The sequence below is a fragment of the Nitrobacter vulgaris genome, assembly GCF_002028545.1.
GTDB classification, from domain to species: Bacteria; Pseudomonadota; Alphaproteobacteria; order Rhizobiales; family Xanthobacteraceae; genus Nitrobacter; species Nitrobacter vulgaris.
The window spans coordinates 94852-120381 of sequence record NZ_MWPQ01000040.1 but is presented as its reverse complement, the minus strand read 5'-3'; the positions used below and the strand labels follow the sequence as shown (position 1 = coordinate 120381).

Below are 25530 nucleotides of genomic sequence, written 5' to 3'. Positions count from 1 at the left end.
CGATGGCGAACATCAAGGCAGGTATCGACAGGAAGGCAAACAGGCGCGGCGCGGCACGGCTCGCCGCGGTGCAGGCGCTGTATCAGATGGAGATCAGCGGAGCGGGCATTAACGATGTCTTTGCGGAGTTTGATAGCCACTGGCTCGGCAACGAAGTCGAAGGCGACAGATATCTTCCTGCGGAGGCTGCCTTCTTTCGAGACGTGGTGGCAGGCGTGGTTCGCGATCAGGTCAGGATCGACCCATTGATCGACGATGCGCTGTCGAAGAGTTGGCCGCTGAAGCGGATCGCCGCGATCCTGCGCGCGGTGCTCCGCGCCGGCTCATATGAACTGGAGCATCGCATGGATATCCCGGCGCGTGTCGTTGTGTCCGAATATGTCGATGTCGCACACGCTTTCGTCGAAAATGATGAAGCTGGTATGGTCAATGCGGTGCTTGACCAGATCGCACGCCATTTCCGCACCGCCGAGTTTACTCGCTGACGCCTATTCCGCTACGGCTGCGCATGAACCCTGACGGGTCGAAATATGTCGGTTGAGGACGATCTAATCGCTCGCTACTTCAAGCCGATCGCGACCAATCCGGGTGCGTTGGGGCTCACTGACGATGCGGCTGTCTTGCGAGGCGGCAACGACGATCTCGTGGTCACAACCGATGCTATTGTCGAGGGTGTACATTTTCGGAGCAGCGATCCGCCTGAAACGGTCGCCAAGAAAGCCTTGCGTGTCAACCTGTCCGATCTCGCCGCCAAAGGTGCGACGCCCGCCGGATTCGTTCTGACCCTGGCGTTGCGTGAGCCGGATGAGAGATGGCTCTCGGCCTTCGCGAGCGGGCTTGCCGAAGACGCCATCACCTTTGACTGTCCGTTGCTCGGCGGCGATACCGTCGGCACTCCAGGGCCGCTGACGATGTCCATCACTGCGTTCGGTCGCGCGCCGGTTGGTGGAATGATCTTGCGTAGTCGCGCGCAGCCCGGTGACCGTATCGTCGTCTCCGGCACGATCGGCGACGCCGCACTCGGGCTCGCCATTCTCTCAGGCAAAGTGACGGTCGACGCCGCCGCGATTCGTGAGTCGTTGATCGACCGGTATCGGGTCCCGCAACCCCGCATCCCTCTCGCAGAGGCTGTCCGCCACTATGCGCGGGCGGCGATGGACGTTTCCGATGGTCTGGCGGGCGACCTCGCAAAACTTTGTATCGCGTCCGGAGTTTCGGCGATCATTGATGCCGCAGCCGTTCCACTCTCTGAAGCTGCGCGCGGACTGATAGAGCAGGGGCAGACGAGTTTCGTCTCCGCTGTGAGCGGCGGCGACGATTACGAGGTTTTGTGTACGGTCGCGAAGGATCGCTGGGACGACTTCGCGCGGGCGGCACGAAACGTTGGCGTCGTCGTAACTCCGATCGGAGAAATCATCGCGGGCAACGCAGCTCCGAAATGGCTCGATACAAAAGGCGAGGATGTCGCACTTCCGCGGCTTTCCTACAGCCATTTCTGAATAGTGGCGACCGCCAGCTCCACTACATACCAAAACGCCCGGTCTGGCCGGGCGTCTTGCCGTTGAAAAGAAAGGCTCGTTCAGGTTCCGCTGCCGAACCGACGAGACCACCATCCCGCACGTCGCGGTCGGGTTTCGTCCGATACTTCCGGGGGAGACTGTTGCGATTCCGGTGTCGCTGCTTCCGGATGGCTTTGAATGACAGGAACGGCGGGCGATGCTTCTTGCGAGGCGAAGCTCACCTTTTCCCGTACGGTCGAGCGACGGCAAACGGCCTTCTCGGATTCCGAAACGGTCTCGCTCCTGGCCTCAGCCGTGCGGATTGTCGGTTCTGCGGTGTGCTGTTGCGGCTGAGTTTCAGCTTCGGACGGGCTGGTCTGCGTTTCTGGCGCTATCGACACAGAATCGAAGTCCGCAACCGCCTCGACGGCTTCTGATGCTGACGGAGGGTTCAACTCGTCGGAAATCGAGTCGACAGCACTCGCACCGTTGCTACCCCGGCGCCGACGACCACCGCGACGCCCACGACGACGCGGTCGCCGTTCATCTCCGTCCGGAGACTGATCGGCTCGCACCTCGCTGCCCTGCGCCGAAGAGTCCTCTCCATCAGTTTCGACGTCGTCCTCGGTCATAAAGCGTGCCGCGGCGAAATCGGCGGCAATCTGGACGCTGTCCGGACCGTCGACCGTTTGCGGAGGCTGATTATCGCTCGTTTCGCCAGAGCGTTCACGCCGAGGCCGGCGTCGCCTGCGCTTGCGGCCGTCACCCTCGGTTTCACCGCCCGCCTGTTCATCGGCGCGAGTCTCGGCGTCGTCGGCCACGATCTCCGTTTCCACATCGACCGGCTGCTCGTCTTCATGGACCTCTTCGGCCTGCGGCGGGTCTATGGCGAGTTGCGTGGCCAGCAGCGCTTTTGCCGCCTCCAGAGTATGCACCTGCTCGCCGCGATCAATGACGAAGGATTGTTGACCCGCGAGCGAGGGGTCGGCGACCAGGGAGAGACCAACTTTGAAGCTGTGTTCGAGGGCGCGCAGATGTCCTCGCTTCTGATTGAGCACATACAATGCAACGTTAATGCGCGTCCGCACGACAAGGTTGTGCGTCGCTCCTTTTATCAAAACTTCCTCAAGGCTGCGCAACAACTGCAACGCCACCGACGGAACCGAGCGGACATGGCCGGTGCCGCCGCAGTGCGAGCAAGGCTCTGTCGAACTTTCCAGCATACTGGCGCGGATTCGCTGGCGCGACATTTCCAGAAGACCGAAGTGCGAAATGCGACCGACCTGGATGCGCGCGCGATCGTGGCGCAGACATTCGCTCAGCTTACGCTCCACCGCGCGGTTGCTTCGTTTCTCGTCCATGTCGATGAAATCGATGACGATCAGGCCGGCAAGATCACGCAGTCGCAACTGTCGGGCGACTTCCTCGGCAGCTTCCAGATTGGTCTTAAGCGCGGTATCCTTGATGTGATGTTCGCGGGTCGAGCGACCTGAGTTGACATCGATCGATACCAGCGCCTCGGTTTGGTTGATGACGATGTATCCACCGGAGCGAAGCTGCACCGTCGGCAGGAACATCGCGTCCAGTTGGCTCTCGACGCCCATCCGCGAAAACAAGGGCTGGCAGTCGCGATACTGCTTCACTGCTCGGACGTTGGATGGCATCAGCATCTTCATGAAATCGCGCGCTTCATGATAGCCGGCTTCACCGGCCACCTGGATTTCGTCGATTTCCTTGCTGTAGAGATCGCGGAGGGAGCGCTTGATAAGCGAGCCTTCCTCGTAAACAAGTGTCGGAGCCTGGGACCGCAAGGTCATATCTCTTACGGTTTCCCACATGCGGATCAGATACTCGAAATCGCGCTTGATCTCCGGCTTGGTGCGCGAAGCGCCAGCGGTGCGCAGGATGACTCCCATTCCCTCGGGGACATCGAGATCCTGTACCACCTCCTTCAGCCGCGAACGGTCTTGCGCCGAGGTGATCTTGCGACTGATGCCGCCGCCGCGGGCCGTATTGGGCATCAGCACCGCATACCGGCCGGCCAGCGATAGATAGGTCGTCAGCGCGGCGCCCTTGTTACCACGCTCCTCCTTGACCACCTGGACCAGCATGACCTGGCGACGCTTGATGACTTCCTGGATTTTGTACTGACGGCGCGGCCGGTAACCCCGCTCCGGCACCTCCTCGAGAGCATCATCGCCGCCGACGGATTCAACCTGCTCCTCTTCTTCGTCATCGTCACTATCATCATCTTCCGCGCGATCGTCGACGCGAGCTTCGTCCCCATGGAATCCGACCTCATGAGGATGGCCGCCGGCATAGTCACCATTCTCACGATCGTGAACTTCATTGTGCGCTTCATCAGTGGAAACGGCCGGTCCGGTGTGATCGTTTTGAGCGCTATCGTCAGCAAGCGGCTCGACGCCGGTCGCGTGACCCGGTGCTATCGGGGCCGGGTCTTCATCCGATGAAGCCGCGACCAGATCCTCACTAGAGCCCTCCTGAATTTCGTCGCGATGCTCGCGGACCACATCGTCGGAGTCGAGCGCGCCAGCGAAGTCATGCGACTCCTGTAAGTTGTCGGCGCTGTTTAGAGAGCTTGATCCAATGTCGTGCGCAGGCGCGCGTGCGTGATCGCGCTGTATGGCGTCGTCGGCTCCGTCATCCGCGTCGGGATGATCATGATGTTGCCCGAGTTGATCGCCCACTGCTGTTTCATCAGACGGCAAATCAGACTGTGTCGCGTCTATCCCCGCGGCCTCCCCATCCTCGACGATGGTGCTTTGCACGCGTTCGCCGTGATCGCGCCGACGGGCGTTGCGATGCCGCGAACGGCGGCGGTTGGGACGATCTTCGGGTTCTTCCTCTGCCTCGCGATGAGCACGCTCGTCGGCTTCGATCAGCGCCTGCCGGTCGGCGACCGGAATTTGATAATAGTCAGGATGGATTTCGCTGAACGCCAGGAAACCGTGCCGATTTCCTCCGTATTCGATAAACGCGGCTTGCAGCGAAGGCTCAACCCGGGTGACCTTGGCCAAATAGATGTTGCCACGCAGTTGTTTGCGTTGTGCTGATTCGAAATCAAATTCCTCGACGCGGTTGCCGCGGACCACCACCACCCGGGTTTCTTCCGGGTGGGTGGCGTCGATCAACATTTTGTTGGGTTTGTTGGACATTTTGAAGCTCTTGGGGGCGGAGGGCGCATGGCACGGCGCGCGCATCTCGCGCGGCCGGGTAACGCAACGGTCCACCTGATTCGGGGGTGAGGGGAAGGCTGCGACGCGATCTGGAACGCCGTGCCGACCCTGATCCCGACGAGACGCCATGCGCGAAGTTTTCACTTCGCCTCGGTGCGGTCTTTGCGGAAAAAATGGTCAGCTTTTCAGTATGGCGCATCAGGCGTCAGCCCGTCTGAACAGGTTGGCGGCAAAAACACCGCCGCGTATCTATCTCGCTGCCGGACCGACGCGGCGCCAAAGCGCCTTGTCGGTTGTCGTACCGCGTGGCCACAGGCCGGGACAATCGGTTACGACCTCTCCAAGCTGCCCCCAGGTGCAAATGGTAACCTGGGACCGGATCCCTCCCAAACCTGAAAAACACCTCTTCAATTCGGCCGCGCGCTGCGCTGGCTGTGTGGAGGGATCAGAAAACGCCGGAACTTCGAACAATCTGAAGCCCTAACGCTGCACCGGGAAGCTGAACGCGACACAACCGTGAGTTTAACCGTCAGCATTAACTTACATACGTGGATTGCCTGTCGCTTGCAAGGGACCGTGTCGTCATCCGGGAAGTCTTCCGAGCAATAACAGGGTATCGGATTAAGTCCGGATTAACCGTACTGTATCTATTGTGATTAAAAGCAGCTCGGAGGCATGGGTTCGTTGGCTGGCCGCGCAAATCTGCGAATCGTCTGGCTATGCGCCATAGCGTTACTTGCTCCCGGCGCGGCTTCGTTTGCCGCCGGGAACGAACCCGTCCGCCCGGAGATCGCCGGTGATTTTCCGGTCGCCTCCGAAGTGAGACTCGCGGGCGATCTGAATCAGACCCGCTTCATTCTCGATCTCGACAAGAAGATCGATATTCACGCCTTTCTGCTGACTGATCCTTATCGGGCCGTCATCGATATTCCCCAAGTCAGTTTTCGCCTTGCGCCCAAAGCCGGGGAAACCGGACGCGGCCTGATAAAGGCGTTCCGCTACGGTCTGGTTATGCCGGGCGGATCGCGGATTGTCTTCGATCTCGCAGGACCTGCGAAAATCCAGAAAGCTTACGTGCTCGACGCCGCGAACGGTCAGCCCTCCCGCCTGGTCGTCGAACTGGAGGCTGTCGACCGTGCTGCATTCAACGGCCTATTGGCGAGATCGAGCAGCCCGGAACCGGCGAAGGATGCTGATTCTTCAGGGTCCATCCCAGGTACGCCTGGCCTGACCGGACTCGCGGACGGGCGCCTCGTGGTTGTAATCGATCCCGGCCATGGCGGAATTGATAATGGAACCCACGCTTCAACCGGAGAGGCCGAAAAAGATCTGGTGCTGGCATTTGCGTCAGCGTTGCGCGACCGCATAGAGCAGGGCGGCAAATACCGTGTTGTCATGACGCGGACGAACGACACGTTCGTCCCGCTGGGCGATCGTTTGCGCGTCGCCCGCAACAACCGCGCTGCATTATTCGTGTCGATTCATGCCGACGCATTGCCGCGTCACGAGGGTGATGCGCAAGGCGCAACGATATACACACTGTCGGACAAGGCATCGGACCGCGAAGCGGAACGACTGGCCGAAGCCGAAAACAAGGCGGATGCCATCGGCGGTGTCGATCTGACTGAGGAGCCGACCGAGGTGGCCGATATCCTGATCGACCTCGCGCAACGGGAAACACGCACGTTTTCCAATCGCTTCGCCCAGTTGTTGATGAGTGAGATGAAAACCTCCGCGCGGATGCATAAGCACCCGCTGAAGTCAGCCGGATTCAGGGTGCTGAAGGCTCCCGATGTGCCGTCGGTGCTGGTTGAACTCGGTTACGTTTCGAACAAGGCAGATCTTCGCCAAATGGCGTCAGAAGAGTGGCGTTCCAGGACGGTCCGTTCGGTCGCTAAGGCCGTCGAGACGTTCCTTGCAAAAAGGATGGTGTCAGTCGCTCCGGCCGACTGAGGCGAAAAGTGGCGCGCTAAAGGTTAGAAGCCCTAGTTTGGCCACAGCCGCCGCCCTATAGAAAAGTCGTCGTAAGTTCGCAGAATCGGTCAGAACCGGCATACTCATCCGGCAGATGCTTCGGCCAACGAAAGCGTCCGCCCGGCGACAAGGCTTGCAGCCGATATCGTCAAGCCCCGGCAACGAAACGGACATTCAACAATGCGCTTGCTGCTGCGATTCACGGGCTTTCTGTTTGCAGCGGGAACCATCCTGTTTCTGGTCGGGGTCGCGGCAGTAGCGGGATTGATCTGGCATTTTTCCAAAGATCTGCCGGACTATTCCCAGCTTCAGAATTATGAGCCACCCGTGATGACGCGTGTCCATGCGTCCGATGGTTCGCTGCTCGGCGAATACGCGAAGGAGCGGCGGCTCTATCTGCCGATACAGGCAGTGCCGAAGTTGGTCATCAACGCGTTCTTGGCTGCGGAGGACAAGAATTTCTATGAACATGGCGGCATCGATTACCAAGGGATGCTGCGTGCGGCGCTGCTTTATGCTCAGAATTACGGTAGCAACAGGAGACCGCAGGGTGCCTCCACGATCACCCAACAGGTTGCCAAAAACTTTCTTCTGACCAATGAAGTTTCCTTTGCCCGCAAGATCAAGGAAGCGTTGCTGGCGATGCGCATCGAGCGCGCCTATTCCAAGGACAAGATCCTCGAGCTGTATCTGAACGAGATTTACCTCGGTCTTGGCGCCTACGGCATCGCGGCTGCTTCGCTCGTGTACTTCGACAAGTCAGTCAATGAATTGACCGTTGCCGAAGCTGCATATCTCGCGGCTCTACCCAAGGCACCCTCGACGCTGCACCCCGTCAAGAACCGAGACCGCGCGATCGAACGACGCGACTATGTCATCGACCGGTTGCTGGAAAACGGCTGGGTCAACCAGGCCGACGCGGAAAAGGCTCGCAAGCAGCCGCTGATCGTCACGAGCCGAACCAACCTGGCACATACCTTCGCCGGCGAATATTTCGCTGAGGAGGTACGGCGCGACCTGTTCGAGCGCTATGGCGAAAAGAAGCTCTACGAAGGGGGGTTGTCGGTCCGGACGACGCTCGATCCGGAATTGCAGGTGATAGCGCGCAAGACCATGGCAAATGGCCTCGTCACGTATGACGAGGCTCAGGGCTGGCGCGGTGCGATAAGCAAGCTCGATATCTCCGGCGATTGGGGCGTGAAGCTCGCCGAGGTCAAATCACTCTCCGATATCTCGCCGTGGCGATTGGCGGTCGTGCTCGAGTCCGACGACAAGTCCGCGCGGATCGGCTTCCAGCCCGGGCGCGAACTTGGCGGCGCCGTAAGCAAAAAGCGGCAAACGGGCCTGATTACGCTTGAAGGGGTAAAGTGGGCCAAGGCTGCATCCGGGTCGACAAGAGGCCGTACGCCGACAAAGGTGTCCCAAGTGCTTTCGCCCGGTGATGTGATCTATGCCGACCCCCTGATTGCAAAGGACGGCAAGATCGTCGAGGGGGAATACCGGTTGCGCCAATTGCCCGAAGTATCCGGCGCGATGGTGGCGATGGATCCGCGGACCGGCCGTGTGCTGGCAATGGTCGGCGGCTTTTCCTTCGATCAAAGCCAGTTCAATCGCGCCACGCAGGCCTACCGGCAGCCTGGATCCTCATTCAAGCCGCTCGTCTATTCCTCCGCGCTCGACAACGGCTATACGCCTTCGACAGTCGTGGTCGACGCGCCGATCGAGATCGATCAGGGTCATGGCTCAGGCGTTTGGCGTCCGGAAAACTACTCCAAGGAAAAATATTACGGGCCACAAACGCTTCGAAATGCGCTGCGGCTCTCGCTCAACACCGTTACGGTCCGTTTGGCGCAGGATATCGGCATGCCGCTGATAGGCGAATATGCAAAGCGCTTCGGGGTTTACGACGAGCTGCCGAACTATCTGTCCTACGCACTAGGAGCAGGCGAGACCACGGTTCTGCGCATGGTGACGGCGTATTCGATGTTCGATAATGGCGGCAGGCGGGTGAAGCCTACCCTGATCGACCGCATTCAGGATCGCTACGGTCACACCATGTACAAGCACGACACGCGAGAGTGCGGCGGCTGCGATGCGCCGGAAGGCTGGAAGAACCAGTCTGAACCTCAGCTGATCGACCACCGCGAGCAGGTGCTGGATGCAATGACAGCTTATCAGATCACCTCAATGATGGAGGGCGTGGTGCAGGCCGGCACCGCTACGGTCATGCGCGATCTGGGCAAGCCGATCGCCGGTAAAACCGGCACCACCAACGACCAGAAGGATGCCTGGTTTATTGGATTCTCACCTGACCTCGTCGTCGGCATCTATGTCGGGTACGACAAGCCGCGCAATCTCGGCCGTCAAGCGACGGGCGGACATCTGGCGGCTCCGATCGCACATGATTTCATGAAGGTTGCGCTTGCTGACAAGCCCGCTACTCCGTTCCGCATTCCTGCCGGCATCAAGCTGGTTCGCGTCGATTCCAAGACGGGTATGCGCGCAGGGCCAGGTAGTAGCGGCAAGACGATCCTTGAGGCTTTCAAGCCTGGCACCGCGCCTCCCGACAATTACTCTGTGATCGGTGTGGCTGATGCAAACGGACGCGAGCCACAGCCGCTGCCCGACGCGGACCGCAGCTTGTTCCGACCCGGCACCGGAGGGCTTTACTAGAGTCTTTCACCGCTTCGCGGAAACGGTGAAAACTCCATCTTTTTGATTTGACGCGTTTCTTCGCGCGAACCGGATTCCACTTCGCTCAATAGCGCTATAGTGTCCGGTTCAACTGTGTTGGACCGGCTCCAGCCTTATGGTTTTGATGAGTACGATCCCTTTTCAACTTTTGCTCGCGCAGTCTTTCCGGTTTGTTCATGCTCTACACGATTGCGCTTTGCGACCTTCGCAGCTAAATCACCAACCATCGTTGATAGTGTGAGCCGCAGAGAAAACCATGCGCGCTGAAATCGAAAGACTTGTCGAAGAGATCAAGCAGTCGGTCGGGCTGCTGAGGAGGCATCTTTGACGTCGAGACATCGACCGCGCGTCTGGCGGAGCTGAACAAGCTCGCCGAGGATCCAGACCTCTGGAACGATCCCCAGAAGGCCCAGAAACTGATGCAGGAACGAACCTCCCTGGAGGATTCGCTGACCGGTATCGGCAACGTCGAGCGTGAACTCGAGGACCAGATCGGCATGATTGAACTCGGCGAGGCCGAGAATGATCAGGCCGTCGTCAACGAATCCGAAAACGCCCTGAAGACCCTCAAGAAGGAGGTCGCCCGCCGCGAGCTCGAAGCCTTGCTTTCGGGAGAGGCGGATCGCTTCGATACCTATCTCGAGGTTCATGCCGGCGCGGGCGGTACCGAAAGCCAGGACTGGGCGCAGATGCTTCTGCGCATGTATGCACGCTGGGCGGAGAAGCGCGGTTTCAAGATCGAGTATCTGGAAGAAACGCCTGGCGAAGAGGCTGGTATCAAATCGGCGACAATCCAGGTTAGCGGGCACAACGCCTATGGCTGGCTCAAGACCGAAGCAGGCGTGCATCGTCTCGTGAGAATCTCCCCGTTTGATTCCAATGCCAGGCGCCATACGTCGTTTTCAAGCATAGCGATTTTCCCGGTTGTCGACGACAGCATCAAGATCGACATCAAGGAATCGGACGTCCGCACCGATACCATGCGCTCCGGCGGAGCGGGTGGACAGCATGTCAACAAGACTGAATCGGCGGTGCGGCTGACACACGTCCCGACAGGAGTCGCGGTGGTTTGTCAGGCCGGGCGTTCACAGCACAAGAATCGCGCGCAGGCCTGGGACATGCTCCGGGCGAGACTCTACGAGATCGAACTCAAGAAGCGGGAAGAGCAGGCCGCCGCTGATCAGGCCGCCAAGACCGACATCGGCTGGGGCCATCAGATCAGATCGTACGTCTTGCAGCCCTACCAGATGGTGAAGGATCTCCGAACGGGAGTGCAAACGTCAGACACTTCGGGCGTGCTCGATGGCGACCTCGACGAATTCATGGCAGCGACGCTGGCCCAGAGAGCTTTTGGTAGCACGCCTGGTGCCATTGAAGACGTCGATTAAAGCATTTTCGAGCGAAGCATGTTCTCGGGTTTGACCCGAGGATTGATACCGGTTCGCGTGAAGAAAACGCGCCGGAGTGACGATTGGCTCGCTCCATGAAATTGCTGCACCGTTTCGCTCTTGTCGCTCGGCGCCTCGGCTGACCTGAGCCAAGCCACCGGATTAGACGACATGATCGTCGACAAAATTCTCGTCAAAACCGTGCATACGAAAGGCCCATTGGAGGCCGACTACACCGCCCTTGATAGGCTGAATCAGCCATAGCGCCATGAGCAGCGTCATAGGCAAATAGATCGCCCATTGAACCGCCAGCGGCGGCGAAAACTCCTTCTCGATCAGCAACGCAAGCGGTACCACGATGTGGCCGACGACGACGATGACAAGATAGGCGGGCAGGTCGTCGGCACGCTGCGGGGTAAAATCCAGACCGCATTCCGAGCAGGTGTCGGCGGTTTTCAGAAAGGCACGAAAAAGTTTGCCTTCGCCGCATCTCGGGCAGCGGCAGAACAAGCCGCGCCTCACCGCGGCCCAGGCGTCGCGTTTCTCGCCTTCCCGGGTCCAGGTTTTGGCGGCTGTGCTCGCGGGATCTGGAGGAAGCGCCGTCATGATTTGCCCTTCTTTGGTTTGCCAGCCTTGCTCTTGCCCGGCTTGCGCGACGTCTTGCGCGGTTTGTGGCCTGGATGGCCCTTCAATTGGACTTCAGGATGACGCGCGTCCCGACCACGCTGCGCCTTTGGTTTCCGTCCAGCGCGCGCGCGGAGGGAGCGCGACCCCACCTGAGCTCCGGACAAGAGTTCGAAACGCAGAGCGCCAGCCAAGGGTACAGCTTCTACCAAACGAACCTCGACCACGTCACCCAGCTTGTGCATGGAACCGCTGCGCGAACCGACCAGTGCATGGCGGGTCTCGTCGTACTTGAAGTATTCGGTGCCCAGCGAGCGGATCGGGATCAGCCCATCGGCGCCCGTATCGGTCAGTTTCACGAAAAGGCCGGCGCGGGTCACACCGGAAATACGGGCCTCGAAAATATTGCCGATGCGATCGGCAAGAAAATGCGCGATCAGGCGGTCGGCGGTCTCGCGTTCAGCCTTCATGGCGCGACGCTCGGTAACGGAAATACGCGCCGCGATTTCAGCCAGCGTCTCGGCGGTCTCGGAATCCGGCAATGCGCCGTCGCCAAGGCCCAGCGCCCGGATCAGGGCGCGGTGCACGATCAGGTCTGCATATCGCCTGATCGGGGATGTGAAATGCGCGTAGCGCCGTAGGTTGAGACCGAAGTGGCCATAGTTTTCCGCCGAATATTCAGCCTGCGCCTGCGAACGAAGAACCACTTCGTTCACCAGCGACTCCGAGTCATGGCCTTTGACGTGGTCGAGTACCCGATTGAACAGCTCAGGTCTCAGCGCGCCGCTCTTGGCGAAGGACAGATCAAGCGTTCTCAGAAATTCACGAAGGTTGTGAACTTTCTCCACCGTCGGTTCGTCATGAACACGATAAATCAGCGGCAGTTCTTTCTTTTCCAGCATCTCGGCTGCGGCGACATTTGCAAGGATCATGAACTCCTCGATGAGTCGATGCGCCTCGAGTCGATCCGGTACGATCACACGATCGACCGTACCGTCCTTCTTCAGCAAAATCTTGCGCTCGGGCAGTTCAAGATCGAGCGGATCGCGCTCATCGCGCGCCCGCTTCACCAGCGCATAGGCTGCGTAGAGCGGTTTCAGGATCGGTTCGAGCAGGGAGCTGGTGATGTCATCGGGGTTGCCGTCGATCGCGGCTTGCACCTGCGCATAATTCAGCTTTGCCGCCGAGCGCATCAGGATACGATGAAAGGTGTGCGAACGTTTGCGTCCGTCGGGACCGATCACCATGCGTACGGCAAGCGCGCCGCGCTCTTTGCCCGGGATCAGGGAGCAAAGATCATTAGAAATGCGCTCCGGCAGCATCGGGACCACGCGATCGGGGAAATAGACCGAATTCCCGCGCTTCAGCGCATCTTGATCCAGCGCCGATTCAACCCGCACATAGTAAGCAACGTCGGCAATGGCGACGGTGACGATGGCGCCGCCCTTGTTGTTTGGATCGTCGTCTGGCGTGGCGTGAACCGCGTCGTCGTGATCTTTCGCATCGGGCGGATCGATGGTGACGAGCGGTAGCTGGCGCCAGTCTTCGCGTCCTCGTGGCGATACGAGCTTCGCAGCGTCTGCTTCGCGGAGCGCAGCCGGCGAGAACGCTTGAGGGATGTCATGAGCGTGGATCGCGATCAGACTGACGGCCTTTTCGGTCGCGAGCGAACCAAGCCGCTCTTTCACCTTGCCTGAAGCAAGCCCGAAGCCGCGAGTACGCACGAGTTCGACACTCACGAGATCGCCGTCCTTCGCGCCGGCGCTGTCGGCTTCCGCGATGTTCAATTCGCGCCCGGCCTGCTTCTTGTCGACCGGCACGAGGCGTCCACCACCTTGGGGCAAGGCGCGATAGACGCCAAGTATACGCGCACGGGTGCTATCGATCACCCTGATGACACGAGCACGATAGCGTGCGGATTCGGTGGGCTCCATCGCTTCGATGCGCAGTAGCGCGCGGTCGCCGACGCCAGCCACGGTGCCGGGCTTCGCGCGGCGCGGCACATGGATGAGGATCTTCGGCGCGGGCGTCGCTTCCTCGTCCCATTCGGTAGGTGTGGCGATCAGTTCGCCGTCGCTATCGCGTCCCGTAATATCTGCCATCAGCGTCGGTGGCAGCATTTCCGGCTGACGCAGCTTACGACCCCGTTTAACGATCGTGCCGTCGTCCGCGAGATCGCGCAGGATCTGCTTGAGTTCGGCGCGATCGGCATTCTTCAAGCCGAACTCGTGCGCGATCTCGCGCGTCCCCGCCCGGCCGGGGTGTGCACGGATGAAGGCGACGATAGTCTCGCGGTCCGGAAAATCCCTGGCGCGCGGTTTGCTCACGTCAGCCGTTCTTGCCAGCGCTCTTTTTTACGGCCGTATTCACAGGGTTGGGCGGCTGCTTGGCCGCGGCGATCGAACCACGTGCTTTGCTCACAGCCTCAGATTTCGGCTTCGCCGGAGCCTGTTTCGAAGTTGCCTTTTTGGATGGCTTTTCTGCCACAGCGCCGGCCTTGCCGTTCTTTTTGGTGTCGGCGGGCTTGGCTTTCTTTGCCGCGCGTTTCGGCTTGCCGCCACCCTTGGCGGCACGTTCGTCGATCAACGCGATGGCCTCCGGCAGGGTAATGGTGTCGGGGGTCTTGTCGTTTGGAATCGTGGCGTTGATGCCGCCTGCCGTAACATAGGCGCCATAACGTCCGCTCTTCACCGCGACAGTGCCGAGTGTCGGGTGCTCACCGAGGGGCTTGCCGGGATCGGCGCCGAAGCGCCGACTCGGCCCCTTGGCGACTTTCTCGGCGATCAGCGTCACCGCGCGGTTGAGACCGATGTCGAACACCTCGTCGCCGGCTTCAAGGCTCGCATAGGTCTTTTCATGCCGGACAAATGGACCGAAGCGGCCGATGCCTGCCGTGATTGGCGCGCCGGTCTCCGGATGCTTGCCGATCTCACGCGGAAGCGAAAGCAGCTTCACTGCAAGGTCCAGCTCCATGTCGGCGGGTGACGTGTTTTTCGGGATACCCGCGCGCTTCGGCTTCTCGCCGTCGGCGTAGTCGCTGGCCTCGCCGAGCTGGATGTAAGGTCCGAAGCGGCCGGACTTCACCGCGACATCCAGACCGCTCTGCGGATCCTTGCCGAGAACGCGATCGCCGCCAGCGTCGCCATCGGCGGCGAGGGGACGGGTATAGCGACACTCGGGATAGTTGGAGCAGCCGACGAAAGCGCCGAACTTTCCGGCCTTGAGGTTCAGTTTTCCGGTGCCGCAGGTGGGGCACTGGCGCGGATCGCCGCCATCTTCGCGCGGTGCATAGATGTGCGGTCCGAGCATATTGTCGAGCACATCGAGCACTTCGGAAACGCGGACATCCTTAATTTCATTGACCACGCCGATGAAGTCATCCCAGAAATCCTTCAGGACCTGCTGCCATGATACTTCGTTGTTCGAAATGCGATCGAGCTGTTCTTCGAGATTGGCGGTGAAGTCGTACTCGACATAGCGCGCGAAGAAATTTTCCAAAAATGCAACGACAACGCGGCCCTTGTCTTCGCCATAGAGCCGTTTTTTCTCGAGTTTCACGTAGCCGCGATCCTTGAGCACCTGCAGAATCGATGCGTAGGTCGAAGGCCGGCCGATACCGAGCTCCTCCATGCGCTTGACCAGCGAGGCTTCCGAGAAGCGCGGCGGGGGTTCCGTGAAATGCTGGGTGACGCTGAGGTTCTCGCGTTTCAGCGCTTCGCCTTCGCTCATGGCGGGAAGGCGACGGCCGTCCTCGTCTTCCTCATCGTCGCGGCCTTCCTGATAAAGCGCCAGGAAGCCATCGAACTTGATGACTTGGCCGCTGGCTCGCAACTCCAGCGTGCGCGCACCAGCCCGAGCCGCAATATCGACAGTGGTCCGCTCCAGCTCTGCTGATTCCATTTGGCTCGCGATGGTCCGGATCCAGATCAGCTCATAAAGCCTGGCCTGATCGACATCGAGACGACGCTTCATGTCCGCAGGACGGCGCGACAGGTCGGTTGGCCGGATCGCCTCATGGGCTTCCTGCGCGTTCTTGGCCTTGGTCTGATACTGGCGCGGTGCGTCCGGAACGTAGGCGTTGCCATAATCCTCGCCGATCACCTTGCGCGCCTGCGTGATCGCCGAGCCGTCGATCTGTACGCCGTCGGTTCGCATGTAAGTGATGAGGCCGGTGGTCTCGCCGCCGATGTCGATGCCTTCATAGAGCCGTTGCGCGATCCGCATCGTATGCGCTGGCGCGAAGCCGAGCTTGCGGCTGGCCTCCTGCTGCAGCGTCGAGGTGGTGAAGGGCGCCTGCGGATTGCGGCGCGCCGGCTTGGCCTCGACGGTCGACACGGTGAAGTTGGCGGCCTCGATCGCCTTCCTGAAATCTTCGGCCTCGGCACCCGATCCGATGTCGAGCCGCTGAATTTTCTTGCCGTCAGCGCCGACGAGGCGGGCTTCGAAGGCATCGCCGCGCGGCGTCGCCAGGGTCGCTATTAACGACCAGTATTCGCGCGGGACGAATTTCTCGATCTCGAGCTCGCGGTCGCAGACCAGCCGCAAGGCGACTGATTGCACCCGGCCGGCCGAGCGCGCGCCGGGCAGCTTACGCCACAGCACCGGGGAGAGAGTGAAGCCGACCAGATAGTCGAGCGCACGCCGCGCCATGTAGGCATCCACCAGCGCGCCGTCGATCTGGCGCGGGTTTTTCATGGCGTCGGTAACGGCTTGCTTGGTGATGGCATTGAAGACGACGCGCTCGATCTTCTGATCCTTCAGCGCGCGCTTTTGCTTGAGCACCTCGAGCACATGCCAGGAGATCGCTTCGCCCTCACGATCAGGGTCGGTGGCGAGAATGAGCTTGTCCGCCCCCTTGAGCGATTTGGCGATGTCGTTGAGTCGACCGGCTGCCTTCGGATCGACCTCCCAGATCATCTGGAAATTGGCATCGGGATCAACCGATCCATTTTTGGCTGGAAGGTCCCGAACGTGACCGAAAGACGCTAACACCTCATAGGAAGCTCCCAGATATTTGTTGATCGTCTTCGCCTTTGCGGGCGACTCAACAATGACGATATTCATGTTCTTCCAATATCTTATTGATAAATTTCAAACCGATTCGCGAGAGGCTCGTCGGCTGTTTCGGGGCGAACATGGGTGCAGCATGGCCTTAAGTCAAATAGACTTGTGTGAAAACCTATCAGCTCGATTACACCTAGAAATTGTATTTTATCTATAATATAAACCTATAGTTGTTTTATCGTGAAGGGTAATGGCGCTGGATGCAGCTGCCACCTGGCATGATGAGAGGAGTTTTCGGGGGATGAGGGGACGACCAAACCGGAACGAGAAATCTAGCGATCACGAGCCGCGCTTGGGCGAAACCGCGGGCGACGGTGGTCCGGACGAGGCCGCGCGCTATCTGGCGGTTGCGGTTGCCGATCTTGGACTAATTGCCCGGCGTCATGGACTGGATACCCTCGGCTTCCTCCTCGATATGGCGCAGATGGAGGCCGAAGATATCGTCCGACTCCGTGCTGGACGCGAGGGACGCTGAAGGAAGCGATTAATGGACGGCTCGAGTTTTCCGGTATCGCAAGCTCGGTCTGAAGTTCCGAGCTTTCTAAAATGGGACAAACGAGCGGTCCGAGCATGCCCCCGAAACCCGGACGATGCCCTAGTATAGAGCGGATCGCAACGCCGGTTGGCTTCCCGGAATGGCGCGCTTCGCAGCGCTTGCATCGATTGAAATCGATTGCACATTGTCCTCGATAGGACGACCCGTTCCGACCACTGGTTGGGCTTGCGTGGGTAGAGGAACAGCTGTCCGGAACGGCACTGCGGATTTTTCCTGAAGCGCGAAAAAATTCTGTCCAGAAACGAAAAACCTGTCGGTGGCGTTGTCAGTGGCGACCGTCGGTTTGCGCGGCCAGACGGCTCTTTCCTGCAACAGCGGTCCGGCACCGCGAACGAAGCGCTGCGACCGGTCGAAAACCTCTGGCAAAAGAACAAGCTGTTTTTGGTTTAGGTGTGAGTCCCAGATCGCCGAAGCGGGGAGGGTGCCGACGTTGGCAAAACTGAAAGCCGGAGCTTCTTGCCTATGCGCGATCGCGATCGCGACCGTTACCGGCGCAGGACGCATCCGCCAATCTTGCGGCTCCGTGGTCGTCTTCAGTTGGTTCGGCGTGGCCGGCACCACGTGAACAATGCGGTAGCCTCGCTCCTTCAGCGTTCGGAGGATTCTGGGCAGCGCAGCTACCGTCCGCGCCTGGATATCGTGCAATAGCAGAATGCCTTTACGCTTGGCTTCGATCCGGCTGATTGCGAGTTGATAGACGCGCTCGGCCGAGATGTGCCGCCAGTCGTCCGCCGGGAAATCAGCACTCCAGACCTGAATGCCATTGGAAGCCAGGTAATCCTCGACACCCTTCGCCCGCAGCAGACCGGGAATGCGCATGAATGGCGCCACAGCCGCAGGATCGCTCAGTGCGGCTGCAGCGGAAGCGATTCCGTCGTCGATTTCTTGCCGAGCGCGTTCGATCGGCATCCGATTCATGCTGAGCAGATGATTCTGCGAATGGGTGCCGATAGAATGTCCAGCCGCAAGCACTCTGCGGAGATACTGCGGGTAGTTGCGTGCCATCTGCCCGACTGTGAAGAAGGTCGCCTTCACGCACTCACGCGCGAGGATATCGAGAACCTGCTGGCTGTGGGGCGGCAATGGGCCATCATCGAAGGTCAGCACCACCTCGTGATCGCGAAGTGGCAACGTTTCCTGATACTGCATGGTGCCGACACGGGGATGTTCCCGGGGGTCCACCACCAGGGTCCGAAAAGTTCCGAGGGCATTGGAATTGCCGGGACAATCGCCGGCTATAGCCGGAAATGCCGTGAGGTCGAGGGTGGCGGCGAGCAGACCGAGCCAAAGAATCCACTGCGGCCTCCGCCGGCCTCCTTTTAATATCCGTACCATCCAGAACACCTTCGCGCATCCATTCCGGCCGAACCTACGGGCCGCCGATGAACGCGACCTTAACTCATCAGGCCGGTGGAATGGACCATTTGGCGGGAACTATCACGCTCACGCCAATAATCGTACCAATGCGCTCGGAGCCTGCTGCGGCTTGAGGTCGGTGATCTGGCGGGTCTTCAAGCACCCGTCGGCGTTCACGTTTTTGGGCCTTTCGGCTTCGGAACAACATGCACCACGCGGTAGCCATTGTCGCGCATGTATTTCAGAAAATCTGGCAGCATGGCAGCGGTTTGCGCACGGGTATCGTGAAACAGGATGATGCCTTTCCGCGCGGCCGTCAGCCGGCTGGTAATCAACTTCAATTCATCCGTCGGAGTCATCGGTCGCCAATCGCTGGCCCAAAAATCGGCGCCGAACACAACGATCCCCCTGGCTTGCAGCATTTCGAGCAGTTCGGGCGTGGATTCGAAGTACGGAAAGCGGAAAAACCGCGTGTCGGGGACACTCGTCGCCTTGCCGTTGAGGGCGGCTTCGTCAGCGGATATCCCACGGTCGATGTTGTCTCTGGCGGCTGCAAAAGTCATCGCATTGAGATGGGGATGCGACCAGCTGTGGTGTCCCAGCGTATGGCCATTCGTTGCGGCATTCTTGATGAGGCCCGGCGACGCCTGCGAATTCCTGCCGACCTGGAAAAAGGTCGCACGGACGCATTCGCGAGCGAGCGCAGCCAGAATCCGCGGTGTTGTCGCAGCCGGCCCGTCGTCGAAGGTGAGGACCACTTCCTTGTCGTCGAGCGGAAGCGTTTGAGGAAAGCTCTTGAGGCCGACACGGGGATACTTGGCTGCATCGACCTCGAGAATACGCGAAGTGCCGAGGGTTCCCTGGCGCGGGCAGTCGCTGGCCCATGCAGAAGTGGTCCATGCCACAAAAACAAGAAGCGTAACCCTCAGTAGTATGCTCATGGCGCTGTTCCGACCAACGTATGCCATCGTCTGCACGTGTATCTACGTTCGTTATAGCCTTTGCTGATCGCCGGGGCGATGGTCCTGCTGTTCACTCGGACTTAACGCACATCACCGACGATCCTGCGAATCGGAGGATGATAATGCAGCGCTTGCGTTTGAAAGCGGACGGCCGGATCGTTGAAATCCGCGATGGGAAAGAGTTTCCGCTTGCGCCGTCCATGCCGGTCGCGAGTGCCGCTCCGAACGGCGTTGCAAGGTCTGCGCTGGCAGCCGCATCTCCGTCTACAGAGCCTGAAGTCAGAAGCCTGCGTCGACGGGCGCGTTTGACACAGGTCGAATTCGCGGCGCGACTGGGCGTTCCGGTTGAAACCATCCGGAACTGGGAGCAGGGCAAGCGGATGCCGCGCGGACCCGCACGCGCACTTCTTGCAGTCGTCGCGCATGCGCCCGAAATCGTATTCGCCGCTCTCGATGGTCATATCGACTGAACGCGCTCGGGCACCATCGGACTGATTGGCAGCGTTGTCACAAACGGCATAAGGTTTAGCTTGCTTTCGGCTCGATGACCGGAGGGGTGCGATGCAGTTCATTGAAGCCAATGGTGCGCGCATTCCGGCAATCGGATTGGGCACATGGGAGCTTCGCGGCCTGACCTGCGCGCGCCTCGTGGAGCAGGCGCTCAGGTTCGGTTACCGCCATATCGACACCGCGCAGATGTATGAGAACGAGCGCGAAGTCGGCGAAGGCCTGCGCGCGTCCGGTGTCGATCGTAACGATGTTTTTGTGACGACCAAGGTCTGGACTACGCACTTCGCGCCAAATGATTTGGAGCGGTCCGTCAAGGAAAGCCTCAAGCAACTGCGCCTCGCGCAGATCGATCTGGTGTTGTTGCACTGGCCCAATCCGCGAATTCCGCTGTCAGAGACTTTGAGCGCTCTTGCCAACGTCCGGCGGCTCGGCATGACGCGTCACATCGGCGTGTCGAACTTCACCGTCGCACTGATCGAGCAGGCGGCGGCGCTCTGTCCGGAGCCTCTGGTTTGCAATCAGGTCGAGTATCATCCGTATCTCGATCAGGCCAAGGTTCTGGAAACATGCCGGAGCCACGACATGGCACTGGTTGCCTACAGTCCCGTCGCCAAGGGCCGCATCAAGAACGATGAAACGCTGGCGCGGATCGGGGCCGCCTACGGCAAGACCGCGGCGCAGGTTTGCCTGCGCTGGCTCGTTCAGCAGAACGTGGCGGCGATTCCGCGAACATCGCGAATAGAAAGGCTGTCGGAGAACATCGAGATTTTCGACTTCGCACTGACCGATGACGAGATGACGCGGATATCGGCGATGGGCAGTGTCAAAGGACGGCTGACCGATTTCGGATTTGCTCCGAAATGGGACTAGCTCGCAGGACGTGAGATAAACCGTAGTTGTTGATTTCGGCCTACCACTCGCGCATGCAGGACGTCCCCTGCTTACCGGCTGATTGCATGTTCTTCCTGCTCTCCAAAATCATCGGATTTATCACGCTGCCCTCGAACGCGATTGCGATCGTCAGTGGCGTTGGTCTTTGTCTGCTGCTCATGAGGTGGCGGCGCGCGGGTACCGGCCTGCTGACGGTTGGTATCGTTTCGCTGCTGGTGTTCGGATATTCGCCGGCCGGGAATGTCCTGCTGCTAACATTGTCGGATCGTTTTCCGGCATGGCAGTACGACGGACGCGATCCGGACGGCATCATCGTCCTCGGTGGCGCCATCGATGCCGAAATATCGGCGGCCCGCGGTGCCGTCGAAACCAATGGTTCAGCGGAGCGGGTGATCGCAGCGCTCGAACTAGCGCGGCGATTTGCCAAGGCACGTATCGTTTACAGTAGCGGAACTGGGAATCTGATCGCGGACTCCGTTGCCGAGGCGCCGATCGCCAGGCAGCTGCTGGAGACATTCGGAATATCACCCGAGCGTATCGTGCTGGAAAGCAGCTCCCGCACGACTGATGAGAACGCGCGGTTCACCCGCAAGCTTGTTTCACCAAAACCCGGCGAACGCTGGTTATTGGTAACGTCGGCGTATCACATGCCGCGATCTGTCGGCGTATTCCGCAAGGCGGGCTTCGACGTCGAACCCTATCCCGTTGACTGGCGCACGCGGGGCTGGATCGATGCCTCGATGCCATTCGACAGGCTCAGCGCGGGTCTCGCGTGCGCGGATACCGCCGTCCACGAATGGGTTGGTCTGGTTGCCTATTGGCTGGCGGGACGCAGTGACGCGTTATTTCCGGGACCGCGGCGACAATAGAGAGCCGCTCAGTCCTGGCGCGGCAAGCCCACCCTGTACACGCCGCCAAAGTCGAGGGGATCGACCGGCTTACCTTTGCGGTAGATCACGAGGCGTCCGGATTGAGCCAGCGCCACAGCCGCGCGCCGGATCGGCATCAGCAGACTGCGCCAGTCGGATTCAGCGGCGATGGCTTGTGCAAGCTCCGGCGCGCTCAGCGTTCTGGTGACGTCGCGCGTCAGAACCATCAGAATGTCTTCTTCGAGGGAGAGCGTCGAATGCGAATCTTGCGTAGTCATGGATCAATGCCATGTCGCAATGACGGACGCTCTGCAAGAGCGGTCGTCCAGTAGGGGTCTCAACTCAAAAATCGCTACACACGGAACCGAGATCGGTTGTTATGATGGCGGTCCGGGTAGCGTGGCTGGCGGAACGATGGAATCGCAGGTGTTCATAGGCTCCGCCGTTGCGTCGATTGCCGCTCACTTGGCTTTGGCAGCCAGCTTCCTTTTGGCCGAGGCGCGCCCATTCGACAATGTCCCGCAGCAGCTGATTACGGTCGATATCGTTTCGTCGAAGGAGATTCGTTTTCCCGCAAAGGAGGATATTCCGAAACCGTCGCAAACCCTCCCGCCTGATAGGTTGGATAGCCTAGACAATAAGCCGCAGATAGATACGGAGGCTGCCAAGGATTCGGCGCAATCGTCACCGGTTCCGCCTTCAAGCGCTTCCATGCCACCCGCTTCGCAACAGGCGGCGCTTGAGCCTTCGCCGCAGCCGGATGCCGCGCCGCCGTCTTACAATGCGCCCGAACCAGATATCAGCGTGAGGTATGGGGTTCTGCTTGGCCTACCGCCGGGTCGTATTGACGACGATAGCGGCGCCGCGGAAGCCATCAAGGCGGATATTTCGGCGATGGACACCGCGCAATTCCGGCGTCACCTCAAGACCTGTTCGAAGATGCCCGCGTCCCTCTCGCCCAGCGACAATATCCGCATCGTGCTGCGTGTGCCGTTCGCCATCGATGGGACAATCGCCGCGCCGCCTGCCTTGATCGAAGCCAGTGCGTCGGCGAAGGGGCCAGCCTTGATGAAGAGCGCGATTAAAGCACTGATGGCGTGTCAGCCTTACGCGATGCTGCCGCCAGATAAATACGACCAATGGAAGGTCCTCGATCTCAGCTTCACGCCGCGCGATTTCTCAGGCAGCTAACGAAGGGCAGCCTGTGGCGGCGGTCGCCGGCGCGCAGCTTGCGGTGCAGGAGTGAAATTCATGACGATGACGCTCGTGATCGGAAATAAGAATTATTCGTCGTGGTCGATGCGGCCCTGGCTGGCGCTCAGGGTCGGCGGCATCGCCTTCGAAGAAAGGCTCATTCCCCTCTATGCAGGCCCGGCAGACAAACAGCGCATCCTCGATATAACGCCCGCCGGCAAAGTCCCGGCGCTGATCGATGGCGACGTGACCGTTTGGGATTCGCTCGCGATCATCGAGTATGCCGCCGAACGGTTTCCGAAGGCAGGTTTGTGGCCGGCAAACCCCGCACGCCGCGCACGCGCACGGTCGATCTCGGCGGAAATGCATTCCGGTTTTTCGGCGCTACGCAGCGAATGCGGGATGAACCTGCATCGCCGGATCGGCGCTAAGGCGCTTTCCAACAATGCGCGTGCCGACATCGCTCGCATCCAGGAACTGTGGACCGATTGCCGTCGACGATCCGCGGGAGAGGGGCCGTTCCTGTTCGGATCCTTCACCGCAGCGGATGCAATGTATGCGCCGGTGATCCATCGTTTCCGGACCTACGCGATCGAAATGACGTCCCCGGTGCAGGAGTACATGGATGCGATGATGGCGCTGCCCGCCTTTCGCCAGTGGACCGAGGAGGGTCTCGCGGAAACCTTGGTGATCGAGAAATTCGAAATCGATTGAGCTGACGTCCGCTTGCCGTTAGGCGCCACCGTCAGCCAGCCAACGGTTACCGTGCTGCAGACAACGTCTACAACCCTGACTCGCGGACTCCCTCCGACAACAACCGCAATGCGATTACGTTACTGGAAAACCTGCGAAATTGGCAATTTCATGGTATCGTTATGACTCGCCAAACGCCTCGGCGGCATGTTATAGCAGCCTAAAAGCCTGACCGGCCGCACGCGCTGTAGCGCGAAAACCGGTATTGGGGTCGATGGAGAAGGCGTTGAAGCATAAATTTATCGTTGGAGAAACGGTCCTTTTCACCGCGAGCAACGTGGCGCGCCCCGCTGCGAGCGGCACTTACGAGGTGATCCGGCAGCTTCCCACTGATGGCGACGACTTTCAGTATCGGATCAAGAATTCGGCCGAGGCTTTCGAACGCGTCGCAAAGGAAAGCCAGCTCGCCGCCTGCTAGGATCAGCGGCACGATCGAGCTATTTTGCCCAGAACTCTCCGTAACGCACTGGTTTGGACTGATTTTGCCGTATTCCCGGATCATTGAATAGCCGGGCTTCATTGGCATTCGCCGATTGTTTATGCTGGCTCACGGTTCGGCATGAGGGGCATCGAGCATGAACTGGGCTTGGGTGACATCACTCGATCAATTCTGGCGTTCGCCGGCATTCCCTATGTGGCTGACGCTTGCTGGGGCGGTTTTCTTCGCGTTCATTTTATTCCTGACGCTCATTCGTGCCGAGAAGTCGGTTGCCAACGGCGTTTTGGCCATCATCACATTACTCGCGATCGGAGTTACGGCGGCTATTACGCTCCGAGGCTTCGAGTCAGACGGCGGCCGGATTTTGGATCCGAAGAACCGGGGCGCACCAATGAACGTTGCGATGCCTGCGCTGTTCTGCATCGACGGGCTGGCTGGCGAACTAATTGAGAGCGCTTGCGAGAAGGCGCTGTTCGGGATGCCCGATACGGCGGCAGCCGCCGTTTCCTATGTTGCTTCGGAAATCAGCCGACTAAGGTCGTTCGGCGACGTCGCTGCCGCCAATAGCGCCATGTCGCCGGAGTTAGAGGCACTGCGGCGAGCGATCGAACGCGACCGTTATGGTCTGGTCGCCCATGTGTTGGTTGCGCGCGATCATTGCCAGCCGTCAGAATGTCCGGCTTTCCAATCGCTGACTGATCACAGTCGAATTGCAGCGAACATGGAGGAGCAGCTCTACGAAAAAATGGTGATGCGTCACGCATCGTCCTGGAACGCGCCAGCGGCAGCGACGCAGGCGGCCGAACCCGATCCGCCGGCGACGCCGACGCTCGCATCGGAGCCGACTGGCAAACCGACGACCATCGACTATCCGACCGCCGCGTCTATTCCACCGATCAACATCATGACACCCGAGCCGGCGACGGGTACGGCGGCGGCCCCGCCAGCTTCGTCTTCGGCGGCCGCGCAGGCAACTCCGAAGCCGCGTCAACCGCATCCGGCCGCGAAGAAGCCACCCGCACCGAAGCCGCACGCGGCACCGCCCGTCAGCCTTACGCCTCCTGCAGCACCATCGGCGCAGAACTAAAGCTCCGTTCAACAACTATCGCTGACATGCACCTCAACCTGGTCAAACTCGCCGTAGGCTGCGAATCCGTAAACGAGCTCAAGGGCTGGATAGCGGAGCGCATGAAGCAGGCGACCCGGAAAGGGTTGCCGCGCCATCATGTCCACATTACCCGGATGACACCGAAACGCGGCGAGGAATTGCTCGCGGGCGGCTCGCTTTATTGGGTCATCAAAGGTGAAATCGCGGCCCGGGAGAAGCTGATCGGCATCGAGCCGTTCCGCGACGGGGACGGCGTCGGTCGATGTCGTTTGGTCATGCAGCCGAAGGTAGTTGCCGTCAGGCCGCGCCCGATGCGCCCGTTTCAGGGGTGGCGTTATCTATCCGTTGCGGATGCCCCTCCCGACCTCGGCAGCAACGCCGCGAGCGTCGCGGCGATGCCCGAGCCCCTGCGCCGCGAATTGCGCGATCTGGGGCTGCTGTAAGCTGGAACA

At 60.0% G+C, this 25530-nt stretch carries 21 protein-coding genes; 14 read left to right on the top strand and 7 right to left on the bottom strand.

Annotated features, from left to right (window positions below; genetic code table 11):
- The first annotated feature begins 2 nt into the window (after nucleotides 1–2).
- Complete coding sequence (nusB, locus tag B2M20_RS09795) at nucleotides 3–485, top strand: transcription antitermination factor NusB (RefSeq protein ID WP_079446853.1); 483 nt, start codon at nucleotides 3–5, stop codon at nucleotides 483–485.
- 45 nt (nucleotides 486–530) lie between these two features.
- Complete coding sequence (gene thiL, locus B2M20_RS09790; RefSeq protein ID WP_079446852.1) at nucleotides 531–1499, top strand: thiamine-phosphate kinase; 969 nt, start codon at nucleotides 531–533, stop codon at nucleotides 1497–1499.
- Between the two features lie 80 nt (nucleotides 1500–1579).
- On the opposite strand, the gene B2M20_RS09785 is transcribed toward thiL, so the two are convergent.
- Nucleotides 1580–4675, bottom strand: coding sequence for an Rne/Rng family ribonuclease (locus B2M20_RS09785; protein WP_244553482.1), 3096 nt, complete (start codon nucleotides 4673–4675; stop codon nucleotides 1580–1582).
- 705 nt (nucleotides 4676–5380) lie between these two features.
- Here B2M20_RS09785 and B2M20_RS09780 point away from each other — a divergent pair.
- The 3 genes from B2M20_RS09780 (at nucleotide 5381) to prfB (ending at nucleotide 10752) form a co-directional block, all read left to right on the top strand.
- The gene (locus B2M20_RS09780; RefSeq protein ID WP_079447029.1) at nucleotides 5381–6649 is read left to right on the top strand and encodes an N-acetylmuramoyl-L-alanine amidase; all 1269 of its coding nucleotides are present in this window, start codon (nucleotides 5381–5383) and stop codon (nucleotides 6647–6649) included.
- Nucleotides 6650–6850: 201 nt separating this feature from the next.
- The gene (locus B2M20_RS09775; protein ID WP_079446850.1) at nucleotides 6851–9343 is read left to right on the top strand and encodes a penicillin-binding protein 1A; all 2493 of its coding nucleotides are present in this window, start codon (nucleotides 6851–6853) and stop codon (nucleotides 9341–9343) included.
- Between the two features lie 277 nt (nucleotides 9344–9620).
- A protein-coding gene (prfB, locus tag B2M20_RS09770; RefSeq protein ID WP_139372876.1) for a peptide chain release factor 2 occupies nucleotides 9621–10752 on the top strand; the annotation gives its coding sequence in 2 pieces (ribosomal slippage) (nucleotides 9621–9689 and nucleotides 9691–10752; 1131 coding nt in all).
- A 162-nt stretch (nucleotides 10753–10914) separates the two neighbouring features.
- On the opposite strand, the gene B2M20_RS09765 is transcribed toward prfB, so the two are convergent.
- The 3 genes from B2M20_RS09765 to topA are packed head-to-tail and all read right to left on the bottom strand — an operon-like array spanning nucleotide 10915 to nucleotide 16440.
- A complete protein-coding gene (locus tag B2M20_RS09765; RefSeq protein WP_079446848.1) occupies nucleotides 10915–11358 on the bottom strand; it encodes a DUF983 domain-containing protein in 444 nt (147 codons plus the stop codon).
- Nucleotides 11355–13703 (bottom strand): ribonuclease R, encoded by a 2349-nt coding sequence (gene rnr, locus B2M20_RS09760; RefSeq protein WP_079446847.1) that lies wholly within the window; start codon nucleotides 13701–13703, stop codon nucleotides 11355–11357. Before rnr ends, B2M20_RS09765 begins: the two co-directional genes overlap by 4 nt.
- Before the next feature lies 1 nt (nucleotide 13704).
- Nucleotides 13705–16440, bottom strand: coding sequence for a type I DNA topoisomerase (topA, locus tag B2M20_RS09755; protein ID WP_079446846.1), 2736 nt, complete (start codon nucleotides 16438–16440; stop codon nucleotides 13705–13707).
- A 241-nt stretch (nucleotides 16441–16681) separates the two neighbouring features.
- Here topA and B2M20_RS09750 point away from each other — a divergent pair, with 241 nt between their 5' ends.
- The gene (locus tag B2M20_RS09750) at nucleotides 16682–16915 is read left to right on the top strand and encodes a hypothetical protein (protein WP_079446845.1); all 234 of its coding nucleotides are present in this window, start codon (nucleotides 16682–16684) and stop codon (nucleotides 16913–16915) included.
- 120 nt (nucleotides 16916–17035) lie between these two features.
- Here the strand turns inward: B2M20_RS09750 and B2M20_RS09745 are convergent, their stop codons facing one another.
- Nucleotides 17036–18331, bottom strand: coding sequence for a polysaccharide deacetylase family protein (locus tag B2M20_RS09745; protein ID WP_079446844.1), 1296 nt, complete (start codon nucleotides 18329–18331; stop codon nucleotides 17036–17038).
- 194 nt (nucleotides 18332–18525) lie between these two features.
- On the bottom strand, nucleotides 18526–19293 hold the full coding sequence (locus B2M20_RS09740; protein ID WP_079447028.1) for a polysaccharide deacetylase family protein: 768 nt from the start codon (nucleotides 19291–19293) through the stop codon (nucleotides 18526–18528).
- A gap of 143 nt (nucleotides 19294–19436) precedes the next feature.
- On the opposite strand from B2M20_RS09740, the gene B2M20_RS09735 reads away from it, so the two are divergent.
- The 3 genes from B2M20_RS09735 (at nucleotide 19437) to B2M20_RS09725 (ending at nucleotide 21584) form a co-directional block, all read left to right on the top strand.
- Nucleotides 19437–19784 carry a helix-turn-helix domain-containing protein gene (locus tag B2M20_RS09735; protein ID WP_079446843.1) on the top strand — a complete coding sequence of 116 codons (348 nt, stop codon included), beginning with the start codon at nucleotides 19437–19439 and terminating at the stop codon, nucleotides 19782–19784.
- Between the two features lie 91 nt (nucleotides 19785–19875).
- The gene (locus B2M20_RS09730; protein WP_079446842.1) at nucleotides 19876–20694 is read left to right on the top strand and encodes an aldo/keto reductase; all 819 of its coding nucleotides are present in this window, start codon (nucleotides 19876–19878) and stop codon (nucleotides 20692–20694) included.
- Between the two features lie 86 nt (nucleotides 20695–20780).
- The gene (locus tag B2M20_RS09725) at nucleotides 20781–21584 is read left to right on the top strand and encodes a YdcF family protein (RefSeq protein WP_079446841.1); all 804 of its coding nucleotides are present in this window, start codon (nucleotides 20781–20783) and stop codon (nucleotides 21582–21584) included.
- Nucleotides 21585–21592: 8 nt separating this feature from the next.
- On the opposite strand, the gene B2M20_RS09720 is transcribed toward B2M20_RS09725, so the two are convergent.
- Complete coding sequence (locus B2M20_RS09720) at nucleotides 21593–21862, bottom strand: DUF3253 domain-containing protein (protein WP_079446840.1); 270 nt, start codon at nucleotides 21860–21862, stop codon at nucleotides 21593–21595.
- Between the two features lie 136 nt (nucleotides 21863–21998).
- Here B2M20_RS09720 and B2M20_RS09715 point away from each other — a divergent pair, with 136 nt between their 5' ends.
- The 5 genes from B2M20_RS09715 to B2M20_RS09695 all read left to right on the top strand — a co-directional run bounded on the left by B2M20_RS09715 (nucleotide 21999) and on the right by B2M20_RS09695 (nucleotide 25521).
- Entirely contained in the window at nucleotides 21999–22775 is a 777-nt protein-coding gene (locus B2M20_RS09715; protein ID WP_079447027.1) for a hypothetical protein, read from the top strand.
- 60 nt (nucleotides 22776–22835) lie between these two features.
- The gene (locus B2M20_RS09710) at nucleotides 22836–23492 is read left to right on the top strand and encodes a glutathione S-transferase family protein (RefSeq protein ID WP_079446839.1); all 657 of its coding nucleotides are present in this window, start codon (nucleotides 22836–22838) and stop codon (nucleotides 23490–23492) included.
- Between the two features lie 253 nt (nucleotides 23493–23745).
- On the top strand, nucleotides 23746–23949 hold the full coding sequence (locus tag B2M20_RS09705; protein WP_087881150.1) for a hypothetical protein: 204 nt from the start codon (nucleotides 23746–23748) through the stop codon (nucleotides 23947–23949).
- Nucleotides 23950–24106: 157 nt separating this feature from the next.
- A complete protein-coding gene (locus B2M20_RS09700) occupies nucleotides 24107–25057 on the top strand; it encodes a hypothetical protein (protein WP_079446838.1) in 951 nt (316 codons plus the stop codon).
- A gap of 26 nt (nucleotides 25058–25083) precedes the next feature.
- On the top strand, nucleotides 25084–25521 hold the full coding sequence (locus B2M20_RS09695; protein WP_079446837.1) for a DUF1489 family protein: 438 nt from the start codon (nucleotides 25084–25086) through the stop codon (nucleotides 25519–25521).
- The last annotated feature ends 9 nt before the right edge of the window (nucleotides 25522–25530 follow it).